Genomic DNA, 16,738 nt, shown 5'->3' with positions numbered 1-16,738 from the left:
ATAGCGTCACATCGCACGTCAGGAGCCCGCCATGAAGGCCGATGCGAAGCAATATGAGGAAGACGCTCGTCGGTTACGCCAGTACGCCACCTTCGACAACTTCTCCGATGCTGACCTGCTGAGCCTCGCCCGAGCAGCGCATCGCACTGCGACGTCGGCCCCATTGCCCCTGATTCATGAACAGACGCCCTCGGACTCCTGCTACATCCTGCTAAGCGGGGAGGTGGGTGTGTACATCGGGCGGGACCGCGTCGCCGTCCTGGGTCCGGGCGAGGTGATCGGCGAATCCGCACTCCACCGTGGGAAACTGCGTTCTGCGACCGTGACGACGATGGGGCCGGCCGAGGTCTTGCGTATCGAACGCGCTGATCTCGCCAGAATGCTCGACGAGATACCGGCACTTCGCGAAATCATCGACACATCCGTGGCGCGACACGTGCCGGTAGAGCTGCCGCCGAAGCCAAAACCAGCGCGCACGAGGTTGGACGTCTCAGTCCGCACCGAGTTGGTCGAGCGGTTTGAGCAAACCGCCAACAGCGCGGGTGTGGACGTAGTGACCGCAGTTGAGGACGCGCTTAATCAGTGGGTCGAACGGAAGAGCACCGCGTAGCCACTGCGCAAGAAGTGGCCACAGCCTTTCCGGCGTGTTTTCAATCTCGTTCCGCCCCTTATCATTCCGGACCATCCGTGACGAAGGTCGGTGCTGGGCGACGGTGCGGACGGTGGCGGCGTTTTCCGGCCGGGGCCGACGGCGCGCCCGCGGCCCCCACTGAGCAGGATTGACCAGGATCTACTACCGCGCGTAGTATCCGGGTATCCCGCCGGCACAAGGGGGTGCAGCGTGAGGTGGAGTTTCGCCCAGATCGGGCTGCTGATCATTTGCGTTTTTCATGTCGTTCAGGCGGTGATCGGCCTCATCGTCAATCCCAGCTTCGCGACCGGTCCCGCCGCGCCGACCGTCCAGCTACTCGGGATGGACTACAACGGCTGGCATGCCGTCGCCGGTCTCGCGTTGTTCGCTCCCGGTTTGGTGTTGGCGCTGCGCAAGTCCTGGGCCGTGCTATATCTGCTGCTCGCCGCGGTAGCCGGTGCGCTGCCGGGCATTTGGGCTTTCTTCTCGCATCAAGTGGCTTATGTCTTCACCTTCCCCAACAACACCACCGACGCGGTGGTGCACTTGGTGACCGCGGGGGTGATGGTCGCCGTGGCGGCCGTGCAGATTCGACTGGATGGTGGGCTGAAGAACTCGCTCGCCGATCTCCGGAAAGTGCGGTAGCTCGCCGCCCGGAGACTATTCGGCGAATAGCGTATTGAGCTCGTCGAAGCTCGCGGCTCCGGTTAGTCCCTCGAAGGACCCGCCCTCAATCAGCTTCCGCGCGGCGGCCAGGAACGCACCCCACGCGACCCGACTGAAAGCGGAGCCGACGCTGATCCGTCGCACCCCCAGCTCCGCGAGGTCCGTCACCGTCAGCCCCGTGTCGGAAGACACCAGGACGTTGACCGGATACGGAGCCACCGCGTCGACGAGACTGGCGATGTCCGCTTTGGTCCGGATCCCCGGCGCGAAGAGCACCTCGGCTCCCGCCTCGGCGTAAGCCTGCAGCCGCCTGATGGCCTCGGCGAGGGGGTCGGGGTGGCCGTAGAGGAAGCATTCCGCGCGGCCGGTCAGCATGACGTCGGCCCCCGAGTCGTCGATCGTCGAACGCGCAGCGCGAACGCGGTCGGCCGCCTCGGCCAGCTCGAAGAGCGGCGAGCCGGCGATGCCGGTGCCGTCTTCGACGGAGAGGCCGGCTACGCCAGTGGCCACGCAGCGCGCCACATTGTGCGCGAGCTCGCCCGCATCTTGGGCATAACCGGCCTGGAAATCGGCGTTGACGGGCACGCCGACCGCGGCCACTATTTCGGCGATGTTGTTCAGTGCCTCGTCGACGGAGAGCGCGGTCACCGTGTCTGGCAGACCCCGCGCGAAGCATAGTCCGGCGCTCGTAGTGGCCAGTGCCGGGAAGCCGAGCTTTGCGAGCGCGATTGCCGAACCGGCGTCCCACGGATTCGGGATGAGAAAACACCCCTGTTGATGCAGCCGGCGAAAACGGGCGCGGAGGTCGCCGTATGAGTCCACCACCCGATTATGCTCGCGCCCAAGTGAACTCGCCAGGCCGCCGTCCGGTGCACCCTAGACGCGAAATAGCCTGTGCGCCTTGGTATTCAAACGAGGCGGAGCCGCGATTAACCGGGAACGCCCGGGAAGCCGACGGCGGTCGTCGGTGCGCCAGGAGCGGCGCCCGCCGGCCCGAGACGACTGGCCGCAAACGCCGCACCCTGGTCAATCATGGCCGCGTTGGTCGAGTACGTGTCGTGTGCGGCGAAGTTCATCCCGTCGGAGCAGATCGGGTCTCCCTGGGCGCATACCTGAATGGTCTTGGCCTGATAGAGCGGACCGATGACGACCGGCGGCTCGCCGAAAAAGTTCATCGCCTTTTCGCTTGGCAGTGCGAAGAGCACGACCGACGAGACGTGGTTGGCCACTTCGGGGTCCAGCGGTTTGGGCACGGCCGCCGGATCGATTCCAGCCGGTACGGCGGCCGAGGTGACGAAGCCCATCACGGCAGCGCCTTGGGAATAGCCGCCGAGCACCATCTTGGTATTGGGGCAGTCGTGCGCCGTCGAAACGACATGCGCCCCCGCGTCTCTGATCCCTTCCTCGCCAGCGTTCGTCCAGTCGTGGGTGGCGGGGTAGTTGATGGGATAGACGTCTAGCGATTTTGCGCCGACGCGCGGGCGCAGGGTGTCGATGAACGCCTGTCCGGTCGGGCCAAGACCCGGCGGGTCATCCGTGCCGCGGGCGAACAGCACTTGCACGTCCGGGCATGGCTCGGCGGAAGCGAACGGAATTGCAGAAGCGAGGACCGGAGCGCTGACGCCCGCCGCCGCGACGACCGCGGGAGCAAGGAAGTGGACTACGTGACGTGCGGTCATGGCCGTGTGTGCCCAACACATGCGGTTTCTAAACCACGAGTTTTCGTGCGCTGACCAGCGTCGTCGAATTGTATTGCCGGCTAGCCATCCTCGACGAGCTCTGCGAGGAACGCGGGTAACCGCCCGGCGCCAAAGTCATAGAACCGCGCCCAGAGCGGCTCGATCGAGATGCGCACCATCTGCTTGTACGTCGACCGTACGTTGCGTTCGAAGTCGGCGAGTTGCGGTTCGTCCATCGAGCTTTTCGCCGCCGCGAGATATTCCTCGGTGACGCCGTCGACGGTTTGCAGTGTGGCTAGCCCGCGTACCAGGAGGGCCTGCGCCTCTTCCGGTGCGGAGCCGGTGTCGATCGTCAGTGCCACTTGCGGACGTGCCGATAGCGCTCGCGCTTTCGGGGCGGTGGGTGCGGTGGAGACGACGATGCGTTCGCCGGTCCAGTAAAAACCGACCGGGACGACTCGCGGGAAGCCATCGTGCCCGTTGTAGGCAAGCCGGGCCATGGAGCCGGAGAGCAGCTTCTGTGCCCCGGCGAGGGCGAGCTCCTCGGCCAACTGCTGGGTGTTCATCACATTCGTACTCCTACCCAGTAGGACCCGGGCGGACACTCAGCTGCTACTCGGGCCCACCGATGGCGCTAAGGCGCTCGCCCACCCGAGCCAGCGCCTGGTCGAATATCTCCACCTTCTCGCCGCGCTTTTCGCTGGCGGGCTGGGCGGAGCCGCGGGCGCCTTCGGCCTCAACCCGAGCCGCACCCCGACGCCGCAACAAGCTGAAGTTCTTGTCGCGCGCTTGCCTGAGCCGGCTCTGCAAATCCTTCAGCGACTTCTCGTCCATGCGAATGAGAGCCTCGGGATCACTCTCGCCGATCAACGAGCTTTCCTGCTGGGTCAGGTTCACCTGGTTGCTCACTCCTAGATTCATAGCCTGGAGCGGCCACACCGGCGCGTCGAACGTCGGACGTCATGCCGAACCGTCACGCCTGGGCCATCTCGAGTTCATATCCGGCCTCGGGTCTTCAGATCGTGCCGCGGCGGGTAGTCCTTCGGTCGACGAAGGAGGTTGCGATGGGCAAGCATTCGAAGAAGGACGACGACGAGCCCAAGGGTGGCCGCCCCGGTCCCGCGGATCACGGGGGCGAAGGTGGAATGGCGACGCGTGAGAACGCGCCGGAACTGACCGAGCCGGACCGCGAGGACTGAAGGGCGAGCTCACCAAAGGGATCCGTTTCGAGTGGCCGACGCGGCGGGTAGCCGAGAAGCCTCACTCACGACGAAAATGGATAGATGCCATTCGAACAGGCGCCGCCCCCGCCCCAATCGGCGCCGGGCTGGTACCCCGATCCCGCAGGGGTAGGCCACGGGCTGCAACGGTACTTCGACGGCACCAGCTGGACTAGCGAGTGGGCGTTCGCCGCGGAACCGCCGAAGAAAGACACTCCGGGTAAGGCGGCCTTGGCCCTGGCGGCTCTGGGCTTCCTCGTCCTGCTCATCGTCGTCGGCAAAACCTGGGTATTCGACCCCAAGAAGGACGCCCAATCGACCCCGAGCAGTTCGGCCACCGCGGGACCGCCGACCGAGGTGGCGCCGTCGACGCCGGCCGGACCCAAGAAGCCGGACGGGGTCACCTTCACGACTGCTCCAGGCCCGAACGGCGACGTGGTCAACGCCCGATTCGCCATTCGTGACAACTACACCGAGCAGCTGATCAAAGACGGTGCCCGGACGGACACCATCGACATCCTCAAATACGCGAGAGCGACGTATCCCGACGCTTCCGCGGTGAACGTGCAAGGCACCTTCCCGATGACCGACCCGTACGGCAACACCTCGACTCAGGTCGCCATCGACCTCACGTATTCGCGAGCAACGCTGAACAAGATCAACTTCGACGGCATCACCAAAGCCAGCATCTGGGAGATACGCGATTCCGGCACCATTCTTCCGGCCTTTCAGCCGTAGACCGGTGCGCGGATAATCGCCTCGTGTCCACCGAACCCCCAAAGCGACCACCGGCCGAACCGAAGCCCCCGCGGGTTCGCACCCCGCCGGAGGATTTGGAGAGGTACGGCGACGAGGAGCAGATGCGCGCGGCGTCGGACGAGCGCCGGCTCCGCGACGAGCGACCGCCGCATCACGGATAGCCCACCGCTTTCCCGACGACGAGCCGTTCAGTCGGCGGCGATGCGGTCGATGTGGGCGAGGAAGTGCGTCAACACCGCATCGGGGGCCTCGAGTTGTGGCCAGTGCCCGATGTCGTCGGCGAGCATCACGACATTCGGTTCGGGTATCACCTCGGCGTAGCGGCGCGCCATGTGAGCACCGGAGTTGGGGTCGACCGGCCCATCGATCAATCGCATGGGAACCGCGGTCTGCCGCATGGCACGCACCCACCGGTTTCGGTGCGTGTAGCGATCGTTGATGAAACGGCCGACTTTGTGCAGCACCCGGCGGCCATCGTTGTAGTCCAGGATCTGGTTGAACACATCCATCATGTGCCGGGTCGGCTTGGTGTTCGGGCCGAACATCTCGCGCAGCGTGGGCTCCAGCAGCCGGCGGGACACCGGGCTGCCCTGCACGTGACTGAATACGTCACCCAACGGGGTGCCAGACATCAGCTTCTGCGCCGTTCTGGGCTTGTATGCCTCGATGAACATTCCGCCGTTGAGCCAGGTGATGGAGTCGATGCGCAGGGCGCCATAGGCTTGCTGACCGAACTCATGGCGAGCCAACATCTCCTGGCCCACCGAATCGCCGATGTCGTGGGCCAGGATGTGCACGTTGCGGATGTTCAGGTGGGCCAGCAATGCTTCGTGCATGTCGGCGTGGTCCCCCACGGAGTACTCGTAGGCCACCGGCTTTTCGGAGAACCCCATGCCGATCATGTCCGGTGCGATGACGGTGAACCGTTGCGACAGCTCCGGCCAGATCCGCGCCCAGTCAAAGGAATTGAATGGATAACCGTGGATCAGCAGCAGCGGCGGCCCGCTGCCCTCGACGCGGTAGAAGATGTCGAAGCCGAGGTAGTCGAAGTGCTCCCCGGCCGCCAGCCAGCGTTGCAGTTCAGCGTCCATGGGCTCATCATCCCCTCGGCCCGAGTGCATCGCTTGGTTCGGGCCGTGATCTCCGCGTGGTCAGGCGGTGCGCCCGCGCGCGCGGTTATGCGTGTCGGTCGACCAGAGATGACCGCAATCCGAGCACTGTAGGTGCACCAGCGTCCCCCTGTTGCTCAGCAGGTACTGCCAGTGCGTATTGCAGTTTCGCCGGTCCCGGCAATCACCACACTTGGCGCGGTGATTGCAGCGCGGGCAAGGCAGCCATGCGCGGCGGCTACGGTCGGCCGTCGGATCAATCGGTAACACGATCGACCGTCCGTGAGGGCAGGACGCCGGCGCGGACCAACTCGTCGTAGACCCGCTGCTGCTCGCCGTCCAGGTCCGAGTACAGCATGTCGTAGGCCCGCTGTTCCTCGGCAAGCACGGCGACAGGATCCCAGTCCGCACCAATCGCTTCGAGAACTGCGCTGCGTCGGCGCGCCTCATCGAGGGTCAGGTCATAAGCGAAGTCAAGGTTGGCCATCGCGCTCCCAGCCGTTAGATACCCGAACGAATGGTTAGGATGGACTAATTAACGCTGGTCAAGCTATGACGCACGTCACTCTTACCAGTTGGGATTCGTCACATTGGGACCGGAATACGCCGGCATCGCCCGTTCGAGCACGGCTCAGGAAGATTCCCTGAATGGACAAACCGCGGTAGCGAACACCGGCGGACGGTCGTTTGCTGAGATTTGCCCGCTCTCGGTGAGGGCGGCGCTGATGCTTCCCGGGCAGTTTAAAACTCCGGGTCAAGGTCAATGCTTGAGGTCTCACATTCTTTGATGGGAGGGCCTTCGATGAGAATTCGTGTTCGCCGCGTGGCGGGCGCCGTCGCGGTGGCGTTAGCGCCCATGACCTACATGGCAGCGGTGTCTCCGGGAATGAGCTCGGCTCAGCCCCCGGATTGTGGTCCTGGCAACTGGTGGAACCCGGGAGCCAACGCCTGCCAACCCGTCACACCCCCGCCACCGCCGGACTGCGGCCCAGGCAACTGGTGGAACCCAGGCGCCAACGCCTGCCAACCCGTCACACCCCCGCCACCGCCGGACTGCGGCCCAGGCAACTGGTGGAACCCAGGTCCCAATGCCTGCGAACCGGTAGTGCCACCCCCGCCACCGCCGGACTGCGGCCCAGGCAACTGGTGGAACCCAGGTCCCAATGCCTGCGAACCGGTAGTGCCGCCCCCACCGTCGTAAGCCCGGTCAGTCCACGGGGCTGCGCTTAATAGCGTCGGTGCTGCCCTGGGGGCTCGACACCAAAAGGGCCTATGACCTGTGTCGGACTGACAGGATTTGAACCTGCGACCACTTGACCCCCAGGCTTAACGACAGTATCCGTAGGTGTATTACTTAAGCGTTGTGCCACAACGGATTAACGTTTCCAAGCACAGCTACGAACAAGCACGGAAATTCACGGTCAAAGTGACCGAATGGCGGTACAAATGGCGGTACGGGCGCCCTGCACGCCGAGGTTCGTTCGCGACTCGCGTCGGACGACGCTCGATTGGTCGCTGGTCTTTCGATGCCCGCACCGAGGCGGAGGCAGCTGAATCGCTGCGCCGTCGTGCCGCCACGGCGCGCTCCGGCCGCGGCCCTCGTTGCGCCGACCCGGCCGGGACGCGGCTGCGCTCGACGTCGCCGCGACCGCTTTAAGACTGATGCGAAAGTGGGCGTCGGGCAGTCTGGCGCGAGACGGAGCGCACCGAGGGTCTCGATGAACAACTGCCCCCTAGCACCGACGCGGACGTCAGACGACAATCCGTATGACCACGGCAGGCAGCACGTATGCGTAACTGCGAGGATACTGTCATGCGTTGACGGGCTCAGAGGTATGGTCATACACTTTGGTTACATTTGTCTGTGCTCGGCCCGTCGGGGCATCAATGGAATGTGAGATATCGCGATGAACATAAGTATCGCCGCTCCCAACGTCTTCGAAGCTGGCCTGCCCACGTTCAGCTACGACTTCACCGCCACTCCGCAGGACATCCTCGAAGACGTGCGCACTGCGCAATCGTGTGCGCCCATCGCCATCGGCCCCCTCGGTCCGGAAATACTGTCCTACGGTCTAGCGCGAGATATACTGCGCGACGACAGATTCCGACTGCCACCCGGCCTCACGCTGGCAGCACAGGGCGTCACCTCAGGCCCGCTGTACAACAAGCTGATGAGCAGCCTTCTAGGTCTTGATGGTCCCCCACACACTCGCTTACGCAAACTGGTGTCGAGAGCGTTCACTCCTCGCGCGACGTCACCTTTACAAGACACGATTCATGAGGTGGTGAACGCACTGATCGATCAAGTGGTAGAGGTCGGTCGTTGCGACGTCGTGACCGACATCGCTCGGCCCTATCCCACCCCGATCATGTGTGCGCTGATCGGTGCGCCTCGGGAAGACTGGCATCTTTTCGCACAGTGGACCGATGAAATCTTCAGGGCTTTCAGCATTCAGCCCGACGCCAACTTCGATGAAGCCGCGATCATGCGGTCGTGGAGCGAACTGGACGCCTACGTCGATGACATGGTCGCCGCACGCCGGCGCCATCTGACTGATGATTTGCTGTCTGAGCTTATCCGCGCCGAAAGCGAGGGCGACCGGCTCGATCTCGATGAACTGCGCATGTTGGTGGCTGGTTTCTTGATGGCGGGGACGGACACCACCCGACACCAACTGGCCGCCTCGGTGCAGGTGCTGTGCGAGCATCCGGATCAATGGGCGAAGCTGGGCGACCAGCCAGAGCTTGCGATGCAGGCGGTGGAGGAGAGCATGCGGCACTCGCCGGCGGTGTGTGTCGCGGTGCGAGCCGCTACCGAGGATGCCGAATTTGGTGGGTACAGGTTCCCGGCGGGGACCTCGGTAGTCGTGAACACCTTTGCGGCCAACCGTGATCCAGCGATTTATCAGAATGCAGATCGGTTCGACATCGCGCGCAAGGACGTGCCCGCGATTCTGACTTTCGGTGGGGGCGCGCACTACTGCCTAGGGGCGAACCTCGCCCGCCGGGAATTGGCGGAAGCACTCACAATCCTCACCCGACGTCTCACCGCACCCCACCGCATCGCTCCTGCGCCGTGGAAATCCCTGCTCGGAATGACCGGCCCCACGACACTTGAGATCGAGTTCGATAGCGAAAGGCTTGTGGCAGCGGATGCGTAGTCGCGGCTGGGCGGGTGTCACACCCGCCTCGGACGAGGAGGCAATCGCCCGCATTCTGGATGCGGTGGACGACGTGATCGCTGAACACGGGTCGGCGATACGGCTGGCCGACGTCGCCCGAAGGCTCGGAGTCACTCGTCAGACGGTATACCGGTACTTTCCCAACGCCGACGCGCTCCTCATTGCCAGCGCAATGCGTGCGGTCAACGGTTTCATCGACCAAGTTGTACACCACGTCAGCGGCCTCAACGACCCGGTCACTGCGATCGTCGAAATAATCTCGTTCGCAGTTGAAAACCTCACGGGCGATCCACAGTTGGAGAAGCTACTTACCCGGCCACCTGGGGGCGAAGCTGCCACTTCGCTCACCTCCGACACAGCGATCATTTTCTGCTTGTCGGCCTTCGATCGCCTCGATGTCGATTGGAAGCTTCACGGCTTCGACGCCACCGCGCTCAATGAGCTTGCCGAAATGACCTTGCGCACAGTGCATTCCCTCCTGACCGATCCCGGGCAGCGGCAACGCGACGGGAGCGCACTACGCCGCTTTGTTGCGCGATGGCTCGGTCCAGCGATCCTCTATCCACGGATGACGTCGTTGCCGGTCCACGAACGGTACGCATCATCGGACGATCACATCGAGCCGGACAGGTGCGTTGAATCGTGAACTTCGGACGAGAGGCCGCCGACGGTGCCACTATCTGACGGACAGGCTTGCAATTACCCTGCAAGGGCGAGCGATAATCCTTCATCAATGGCATCGAGCGTGTCGGGGAATGTTGCGTTCGTTACCGGCGGGGCGTCCGGCATTGGCGCCGCGTTGGCGACCAAGTTGGTCGATGGGGGCGCCGAGGTCTGGATCGCCGATCGTCAGATCGGCCCCGCGCAGGATCTGGCGCAACGCCTCAACAGGGGTGGCACAAAGGCGCACGCGATTGAGCTGGATGTGCGCAGCTATCCATCGTTTGAGCGTGCCGTCGCCGAGGCGGTAGGGCAGTCCGGGCGGATCGACTACCTGTTTAACAACGCAGGCATTTTGGTCGGCCGTGAGGTCGACTCGTACACGCTCGATGACTGGAACGACGTGTTCGATGTGAACCTGCGCGGTGTGGTGCACGGCATCCAGGCGGTTTATCCGATCATGATCGGGCAGCACTCCGGCCACATCGTGAACACAGCCTCGATCGGCGGTCTCGCCGCCGGCGCAGTGCCGGCCAGCTACGCCGCCACCAAGCACGCCGTTGTCGGGATCTCCAAGTCGTTGCGCATCGAGGCCGAGCGCCATGGCGTGCAGGTTTCGGTGCTTTGTCCTGGCATGGTCTCGACTCCGATGGTGCTAACGGAGAGACATCGGGGGATGGCACCAGGACCGATAGAACGCTTTCTAGAAACGTCAAAACCCGAACGGTTCGCCGAGCGCGCCCTTCGTGCCGTGTTGCGGGGAGACGCGATCATTGTGTTGCCGACGTGGTGGAAGGCATTCTGGTACCTGGAGCGGTTCTCGCCCGCGTTGTCGATGCTCGTCGCAAAAGCCATGCTTAAGCAAAAACGTCGGATGCAGTCCACCGCCGCCTGATCTGCTGTCTTATGGCTAGGCACACCGGGTTCTAAAAGTCCGCGGCCGACCTGCTGGGCCACGCGTCGATCAACATCACAGGCGATCTGTACGGGCACACCAGCGATGACGCCGCGCGGGCCGCGGTGAAGGGACTCGGCGATGCGCTCGGACTTTGAAGGCGGTATGCAAAGGCGGTACGGCATAAAAAAAGGCGGCTCCCGAACCTCGGAAACCGCCTCTGACCTGTGTCGGGCTGACAGGATTTGAACCTGCGACCACTTGACCCCCAGTCAAGTGCGCTACCAAACTGCGCCACAGCCCGGTGCCGCCTCGATCACTGGCAGCAGGTCGAAAGCCTACCGTAGAGAACCCGCTACCCCAGCAATGAGGTCCGGGCTCGCGGCCCTAGAACCACTGCCGCGCGCACGATCCGGGTCGGCGACCACGAGGTGATTCGCGAATGTGATATCGCCGATGCTATCGAGTACGAGAATCGCCGATTGGTCCGGGAGAGACGCGCTCAGCGCCGCTTGGTCCCCCGCTTTTCGCGCACCCGCACGTTGATCCGGATCGGCGAACCCTCGAACCCGAAGGCCTCGCGCAGCCGCCGCTCCAGGAAGCGCCGGTAACCCGCCTCCAAGAACCCCGTCGCGAACAGCACGAACGTCGGCGGGCGGGCGGTGGCCTGTGTCGCGAACAGGATCCGCGGCTGCTTGCCTCCGCGCACGGGAGGCGGCGTCGCAGCCACCACCTCCTTGAGCCACGCATTCAACGGACCCGTCGGAATGCGCATATCCCACGACGCCAACGCCGTCTCCATCGCGGGCACCAGCTTCTGCACCGCGCGGCCCGTCCTGGCGGAGATGTTGACGCGCTGCGCCCAGCGCAGCTGCACCAGCTCGCGGTCGATCTCGCGCTCCAGCAATTCGCGCCGGTCCTCGTCCACCAGATCCCACTTGTTGAAGGCCAGCACCAGTGCCCGGCCGGCCTCGATGACCATGGACAGCACGCGCTGATCCTGCTCGGTGAGGGGCTGCGAGGCATCGATGAGCACGACCACCACCTCGGCGGAGTCGATCGCCGAGTGGGTGCGCACCGAGGCGTAGAACTCGTGCCCGCTGGCCTGGCCGACCTTGCGTCGCAGACCCGCGGTGTCGACGAATCGCCATACCTTGCCGCCCAATTCGATCAGCGAGTCCACCGGGTCCACGGTCGTCCCGGCGACGTCGTGCACCACCGAACGCTCGTCCCCGGCCAGCTTGTTCAGCAGCGAGCTCTTCCCCACATTGGGCTTGCCGACCAGCGCGACGCGTCGAGGCCCGCCCGGTGCGGGCGTCGCCTCGGACACCTCCGGCAGCGCCGCCAGCACCTGGTCGAGCAGGTCGGCGACGCCGCGACCGTGGATCGCGCTGACGGCATGCGGCTCGCCGAGCCCCAGCGACCACAACGCCGCCGCGTCGGCTTCACCCTTCTCACTGTCAACCTTGTTGGCGGCCAGGAACACTGGCTTGCCCGAGCGCAACAGGATGCGGGCCGCGGCCTCGTCGGCGGCGGTCGCGCCGACCGTGGCGTCGACCACCAGGATGACCGCATCGGCGGTGCGCATGGCCACCGATGCCTGCTCGGCCACCAACTGCTGCAGGCCCTTGGCGTCAGGCTCCCACCCTCCGGTGTCCTGCACGACGAAACGGCGGCCGGTCCAGAGCGCGTCGTAGGACACCCGGTCGCGGGTCACCCCGGGAATGTCCTGCACCACCGCCTCGCGCCGGCCCAGGATCCGGTTGACCAACGTCGACTTGCCGACGTTGGGCCGTCCGACCACCGCCACGACGGGCGCGGGCCCGGCTTCGGCCAGCTCTTCGAGCCCGAATTCGACTGATTCCCAATCGCTTTCGTCGGCCCAGGTACCGTCAGAAGTCACCGCACCGCTCCGCTTCGCTGCTCGACCAACTCCAGCAGGTGGTCGATGACCTGCGCTTCCGTCATCTCGCTGGTGTCGACCACCACCGCGTCGGGCGCGGCGCGCAGCGGCGACACCGCCCGGGTGGAATCCAGATGGTCGCGCCGCCGGACGTCGGCCAGCACCGCGTCGTAGTCGCCGGTCAGCCCGGCCGCGACGTTCTGATCGTTGCGGCGCCGCGCGCGGGTTTCGGCCGACGCGGTCAGAAAGATCTTCACGGGGGCGTCTGGCAGGACGACGGTTCCGATGTCTCGCCCCTCGACGACGACGCTGCCCGAGCCCGCGGCCATTTCGCGCTGCAGCCCGACGAGGCGGGCGCGCACGGCGGGGACGGACGACACCGCCGACACCGCCCGGGTAACCTCGTCGCCGCGGATCTCAACCGAAACATCCTCTCCCGCAAGGAAGTATCGGTCACCCTCGGGGTGGTAGTCCACCGACAGCTGTGCCGTCGACCCGATGCGGCCGACGGCTTCGGCATCCGCCGGGTCGATGCCGGCGCGCAGTACCGCCAGGGTCACCATCCGGTACATCGCCCCGGTGTCCAGGTAGCGGGCGCCCAGCGCGCGCGCCAATCCCCTTGACACCGAGGATTTTCCGGTTCCGGCGGGCCCATCGATGGCCACCACCACAGGATTCACAGGCCGACCGCCTTGTACAGTTGGCCGACCTCGCCCTGGTTCAGCGCCCGGAAGCTGCCCGGCCGCTGCTTGCCCAGCGACACCGGTCCGATGTCGGTGCGCACCAGCGCTTCGACCGGGAAGCCGACCGCGGCCAGCAGCCGGCGCACGATCCGATTCCGCCCCTCGTGCAACACCACGCGCACCAGCGTCTTGCCCGGAATGGCGTCCACCACCGCGAATTCGTCGACGCGCACGGGGCCGTCGTCCAGTTCGATTCCCGCCTTCAGCCTTTTGCCCAGCCCCCGCGGCACCGACCCGGTCACCGTGGCCAGGTACGTCCTGGGCACCTCGTGGGAGGGATGCATCAGCCGGTGCGCCAGCTCGCCGTCGTTGGTCAGCAGGATCAGCCCCTCGGTGTCGGCGTCCAACCGCCCGACGTGAAAGAGGTTCTTGTTGCCGCGCACCTTGCGCTCCACCAGGTCGCCGATGCACGGCCGGCCGCGGTCGTCGGACATGGTGGAATGCATGCCCCGCGGCTTGTTCAGCGCCAGGTACACCAGCGACTCGTCGAGAACCACCCTCGCGCCGTCAACGCGGATCACCGAGGTGTCGGGGTCCACCCGGGTGCCCAATTCGGTCACCACCTGCCCGTCGACCTCGACACGGCCGTCGATGATCAACTTCTCGGCGGCCCGGCGCGACGCAATTCCGGCTTGGGACAACACCTTTTGCAGGCGGATCCCCTCAGTCTCGACCATCAATCGTGGTCCACGTCGAACGTCAGCGCCTGCTCGGGCGCCTGACCGCCCGACAGCTTGATGAAACGCGGCTCACTGTCCAGGGATTCGCTCAGGTCTTCGATCGTGTCGACGTCGGGCAGCAGCGGGGCGATGTCGGGAAGGTCGGCGAGCGACGTCAACCCCAACCGCTCCAGGAACAGGTCGGTGGTCGCGAACGTCACCGCGCCGGTGTCGTCGTCGACCCCGGCCTCGGTGATCAGGCCGCGCGCCAACAGCGTGCGCATGACGGCGTCCACGTTGACTCCGCGGACCGCGCTGACGCGCGCCCGGGTCACCGGCTGGCGGTAGGCCACCACGGCCAGGGTTTCCAGCGCGGCCCGGGTGAGCTTGGACCGCGCGCCGTCCAGCAGCAGCTTCTCCACGTATGGCGCGAACCGGGAGCGGGTGTACATCCGCCAGCCCTCGCCGGTTTGGCGCAAATCGATGCCGCTGCCGCGTTCGGTGAGTTCGTCGGCCATCTGTTGCAGCCGCGCGGCGACCCGGTAGACGGGTTGCTGCGTGGCCGAACCCAGTGCCTCGGCGCTGACCGGAGTGTCGACCACCAGGAGCAGCGCCTCCAGCACGGAGCCGAGTTCCTCGGCGTCCATCGGCGCCGCCTCGGCGATCTCCGGGATACCCGCGTCGAGATCGACGTCGGGCTCGTACTCAGTCATCTATTCGTCCCGCACTTCTACCAAGGCTTCGCTGGCCGGACGTTCCCCGGTCCAAGAAATCTGGAGCACGCCAAGGGGCTCCGACTGGTCGAATGCTACCGTCCGGCTCCGATACAACTCGAGCAGCGCCAGGAAGCGCCCGACGACCTCCATCGGCGCCTCGCAGTCGGCGACCAGCTCGGAAAACGTCGCCCAGTGGCCGCTGCCGCGAGACTCCAGGATCGCCAGCAACTTCTTGGCCTGCTCGGGCACCGAGACCGCCACCTCGTGCAGGTGCCCGACGGCCACAGTGGGAACGGGGCGCGGGCTGAACGCGATCGCGGCGATCTGGGCGAACCGTTCGGCGTCGACGCCCAGCATCACCTCGGGCAGCAGCTCGGTGAACCGGTCCTCCAGCGCCACCGCGCGCGGGTAGCTGCGCAGCGCCGTGGCCTCCAGCTCGGCGAACATCTCCGCGACGTGCTTGAACGCGCGGTACTGCAGCAGCCGGGCGAACAGCAGGTCGCGCACCTCCAGCAGCGCCAGGTCCTCTTCGTCGTCGATCTGGCCGGCCGGCAGCAGCCGGGCGGCCTTGAGGTCGAGCAGGGTCGCGGCGACCACCAGGAACGCGGTCGTCTCCTCCAGGTCGAGCTGGGAGCCGATCGCGCGGGTGTAGGCGATGAAGTCGTCGGTGACCTGATGCAGCGCCACCTCGGTGACGTCGAGCCGGTGGGCGAAGATCAGCTGCAGCAGCAGATCGAACGGCCCCTCGAAGTTGGTCAGGCGGACTTGAAAACCGTTCTTGGGTGGCGCCTCACCGTTCGCGCTGGCCGTCACGCGCCGAATCGGTCGATGAACTCGCGGGCCAGGGCGCGGTAGGCGACGGCACCCGTCGAGCGCGGGGCCCAGGTCGTGATCGGCTCGCCAGCCACGCTGGTCTCCGGAAATCGGACCGTCCGGGTGATGACGGTGTCGAACACCAGGTCGCCGAACCGCTCCACCACCCGGGCCATCACCTCACGCGAGTTGACGGTGCGCGGGTCATACCGGGTCAGCAGGATCCCGCTGATTTCCAGCTTGGGGTTGAGCCGGTCGCGCACCTTGTCGACGGTGTCCGTCAGCAGCGCCAGGCCGCGCAGTGAGAAGAACTCGCATTCGGTGGGGATCACCACGCCGTCCGAGCAGGCCAGACCGTTCACCGTCAGCAACCCCAGCGACGGCTGGCAGTCGATCAGGACGTAGTCGTAGCGGTCCAGCACCGGATGCAGCGCCCGGCCCAGCGTCTGCTCGCGGCCCACCTCGTTGACCAGCTGGATCTCGGCGGCGGACAGGTCGATGTTGCTGGGCACCAGGTCCAAATACCTGATCCGGGTTTGCATCAGCACGTCGTCGAGCGACACGCGCGGCTCGACCAGGACGTTGTGGATGGTCTTCTCCAGCTCGTAGTGCGGCACGCCGAGCCCGGCGGACAGCGCACCCTGCGGGTCCATGTCCACCAGCAGCACCCGCCGGCCGTATTCGGCGAGCGCGGCGCCCAGATTGATCGTCGACGTGGTCTTCCCGACGCCACCCTTCTGGTTGCACATCGCGACGACTTTGGCCGGGCCGTGCGTGGTGCGCGGCTGCGGTTCCGGGATCGCCCGCGGCGGCCGCCCGGTCAGACCGAGCTCGACGCCGCTGTCCGGCTGCTCAGTCATGGCGGGGGTGTTCGGGAGGTGAACATCGATCGAAAGTCTAACGGGTTCGAGCGCCGCAGCCGGGCGACCCGCAGGGCGTTTCACCAGCGAATCTCACCGGATTTGCGCTGGTAGTGCGCCTGGCGACGGTAATCGTTAACAGCAGTCACACCAGCACCACTGGGGCGGTGGTGGGCGGATTTCCAACTTGATATCGCGGGCGATATCGCGCGGCGGTGGGAGTGGCGCCGAGATCATCGTGCG

General features: G+C 65.5%; 20 protein-coding genes and 1 tRNA gene. 8 read left to right on the top strand and 13 right to left on the bottom strand.

What is annotated here, in order from left to right; translation table 11 throughout:
* Positions 1-31 precede the first annotated feature (31 nt).
* Both A5750_RS18605 and A5750_RS18600 read left to right on the top strand, forming a co-directional pair.
* Entirely contained in the window at positions 32-610 is a 579-nt protein-coding gene (locus A5750_RS18605; RefSeq protein WP_066946128.1) for a cyclic nucleotide-binding domain-containing protein, read from the top strand.
* 231 nt (positions 611-841) lie between these two features.
* Positions 842-1,276, top strand: a complete 435-nt coding sequence (locus A5750_RS18600; RefSeq protein ID WP_066946130.1) for a DUF4383 domain-containing protein — start codon at positions 842-844, stop codon at positions 1,274-1,276.
* A gap of 15 nt (positions 1,277-1,291) precedes the next feature.
* Here A5750_RS18600 and A5750_RS18595 read toward each other — a convergent pair whose 3' ends face one another.
* From A5750_RS18595 to A5750_RS18580, 4 genes are all read right to left on the bottom strand, one after another.
* Positions 1,292-2,119: an isocitrate lyase/phosphoenolpyruvate mutase family protein gene (locus A5750_RS18595; protein ID WP_066946259.1), complete on the bottom strand. Its 828-nt coding sequence runs from the start codon at positions 2,117-2,119 to the stop codon at positions 1,292-1,294.
* Between the two features lie 107 nt (positions 2,120-2,226).
* Positions 2,227-2,976: a cutinase family protein gene (locus tag A5750_RS18590; protein WP_067264818.1), complete on the bottom strand. Its 750-nt coding sequence runs from the start codon at positions 2,974-2,976 to the stop codon at positions 2,227-2,229.
* Between the two features lie 80 nt (positions 2,977-3,056).
* On the bottom strand, positions 3,057-3,542 hold the full coding sequence (locus A5750_RS18585; protein ID WP_067264815.1) for a pyridoxamine 5'-phosphate oxidase family protein: 486 nt from the start codon (positions 3,540-3,542) through the stop codon (positions 3,057-3,059).
* A 46-nt stretch (positions 3,543-3,588) separates the two neighbouring features.
* Positions 3,589-3,873: a hypothetical protein gene (locus A5750_RS18580; RefSeq protein WP_231989248.1), complete on the bottom strand. Its 285-nt coding sequence runs from the start codon at positions 3,871-3,873 to the stop codon at positions 3,589-3,591.
* 167 nt (positions 3,874-4,040) lie between these two features.
* Here A5750_RS18580 and A5750_RS26530 point away from each other — a divergent pair, with 167 nt between their 5' ends.
* From A5750_RS26530 to A5750_RS26160, 3 genes are all read left to right on the top strand, one after another.
* Complete coding sequence (locus tag A5750_RS26530; protein ID WP_255360735.1) at positions 4,041-4,175, top strand: hypothetical protein; 135 nt, start codon at positions 4,041-4,043, stop codon at positions 4,173-4,175.
* 84 nt (positions 4,176-4,259) lie between these two features.
* Positions 4,260-4,934, top strand: a complete 675-nt coding sequence (locus A5750_RS18575) for a DUF2510 domain-containing protein (RefSeq protein ID WP_066946140.1) — start codon at positions 4,260-4,262, stop codon at positions 4,932-4,934.
* Between the two features lie 23 nt (positions 4,935-4,957).
* Positions 4,958-5,116 carry a hypothetical protein gene (locus A5750_RS26160; protein ID WP_197505461.1) on the top strand — a complete coding sequence of 53 codons (159 nt, stop codon included), beginning with the start codon at positions 4,958-4,960 and terminating at the stop codon, positions 5,114-5,116.
* A 27-nt stretch (positions 5,117-5,143) separates the two neighbouring features.
* Here A5750_RS26160 and A5750_RS18570 read toward each other — a convergent pair whose 3' ends face one another.
* Positions 5,144-6,046 carry an alpha/beta fold hydrolase gene (locus A5750_RS18570; protein ID WP_066946144.1) on the bottom strand — a complete coding sequence of 301 codons (903 nt, stop codon included), beginning with the start codon at positions 6,044-6,046 and terminating at the stop codon, positions 5,144-5,146.
* 274 nt (positions 6,047-6,320) lie between these two features.
* A complete protein-coding gene (locus tag A5750_RS18565) occupies positions 6,321-6,551 on the bottom strand; it encodes a DUF6400 family protein (RefSeq protein ID WP_067264811.1) in 231 nt (76 codons plus the stop codon).
* A gap of 1,420 nt (positions 6,552-7,971) precedes the next feature.
* Here A5750_RS18565 and A5750_RS18560 point away from each other — a divergent pair.
* The 3 genes from A5750_RS18560 to A5750_RS18550 all read left to right on the top strand — a co-directional run bounded on the left by A5750_RS18560 (position 7,972) and on the right by A5750_RS18550 (position 10,801).
* Complete coding sequence (locus A5750_RS18560) at positions 7,972-9,225, top strand: cytochrome P450 (protein ID WP_067264806.1); 1,254 nt, start codon at positions 7,972-7,974, stop codon at positions 9,223-9,225.
* A complete protein-coding gene (locus tag A5750_RS18555) occupies positions 9,218-9,892 on the top strand; it encodes a TetR/AcrR family transcriptional regulator (protein ID WP_067264803.1) in 675 nt (224 codons plus the stop codon). Before A5750_RS18560 ends, A5750_RS18555 begins: the two co-directional genes overlap by 8 nt.
* 87 nt (positions 9,893-9,979) lie before the next feature.
* Positions 9,980-10,801, top strand: a complete 822-nt coding sequence (locus A5750_RS18550) for an SDR family oxidoreductase (RefSeq protein ID WP_067264799.1) — start codon at positions 9,980-9,982, stop codon at positions 10,799-10,801.
* Between the two features lie 230 nt (positions 10,802-11,031).
* Here A5750_RS18550 and A5750_RS18545 read toward each other — a convergent pair.
* From A5750_RS18545 to A5750_RS18515, 7 genes are all read right to left on the bottom strand, one after another.
* Positions 11,032-11,105 (bottom strand) — tRNA-Pro (locus A5750_RS18545).
* Positions 11,106-11,303: 198 nt separating this feature from the next.
* Entirely contained in the window at positions 11,304-12,704 is a 1,401-nt protein-coding gene (gene der, locus A5750_RS18540; protein WP_066946159.1) for a ribosome biogenesis GTPase Der, read from the bottom strand.
* Positions 12,701-13,384, bottom strand: coding sequence for a (d)CMP kinase (gene cmk, locus A5750_RS18535; protein ID WP_231989247.1), 684 nt, complete (start codon positions 13,382-13,384; stop codon positions 12,701-12,703). Before cmk ends, der begins: the two co-directional genes overlap by 4 nt.
* On the bottom strand, positions 13,381-14,124 hold the full coding sequence (locus A5750_RS18530; protein ID WP_067264797.1) for a pseudouridine synthase: 744 nt from the start codon (positions 14,122-14,124) through the stop codon (positions 13,381-13,383). The genes cmk and A5750_RS18530 overlap by 4 nt, the downstream gene beginning before the upstream one ends.
* A complete protein-coding gene (gene scpB, locus A5750_RS18525) occupies positions 14,124-14,819 on the bottom strand; it encodes an SMC-Scp complex subunit ScpB (RefSeq protein WP_066946165.1) in 696 nt (231 codons plus the stop codon). Before scpB ends, A5750_RS18530 begins: the two co-directional genes overlap by 1 nt.
* Complete coding sequence (locus A5750_RS18520; protein ID WP_066946168.1) at positions 14,820-15,635, bottom strand: segregation/condensation protein A; 816 nt, start codon at positions 15,633-15,635, stop codon at positions 14,820-14,822.
* A complete protein-coding gene (locus A5750_RS18515) occupies positions 15,632-16,495 on the bottom strand; it encodes a ParA family protein (RefSeq protein ID WP_066946171.1) in 864 nt (287 codons plus the stop codon). The genes A5750_RS18520 and A5750_RS18515 overlap by 4 nt, the downstream gene beginning before the upstream one ends.
* Positions 16,496-16,738: the final 243 nt, after the last annotated feature.

This window comes from Mycobacterium sp. 852002-51613_SCH5001154 (genome assembly GCF_001667425.1).
In the GTDB taxonomy this organism is placed as follows: domain Bacteria; phylum Actinomycetota; class Actinomycetes; order Mycobacteriales; family Mycobacteriaceae; genus Mycobacterium.
This window is presented reverse-complemented; position numbering and strand designations above follow the sequence as displayed.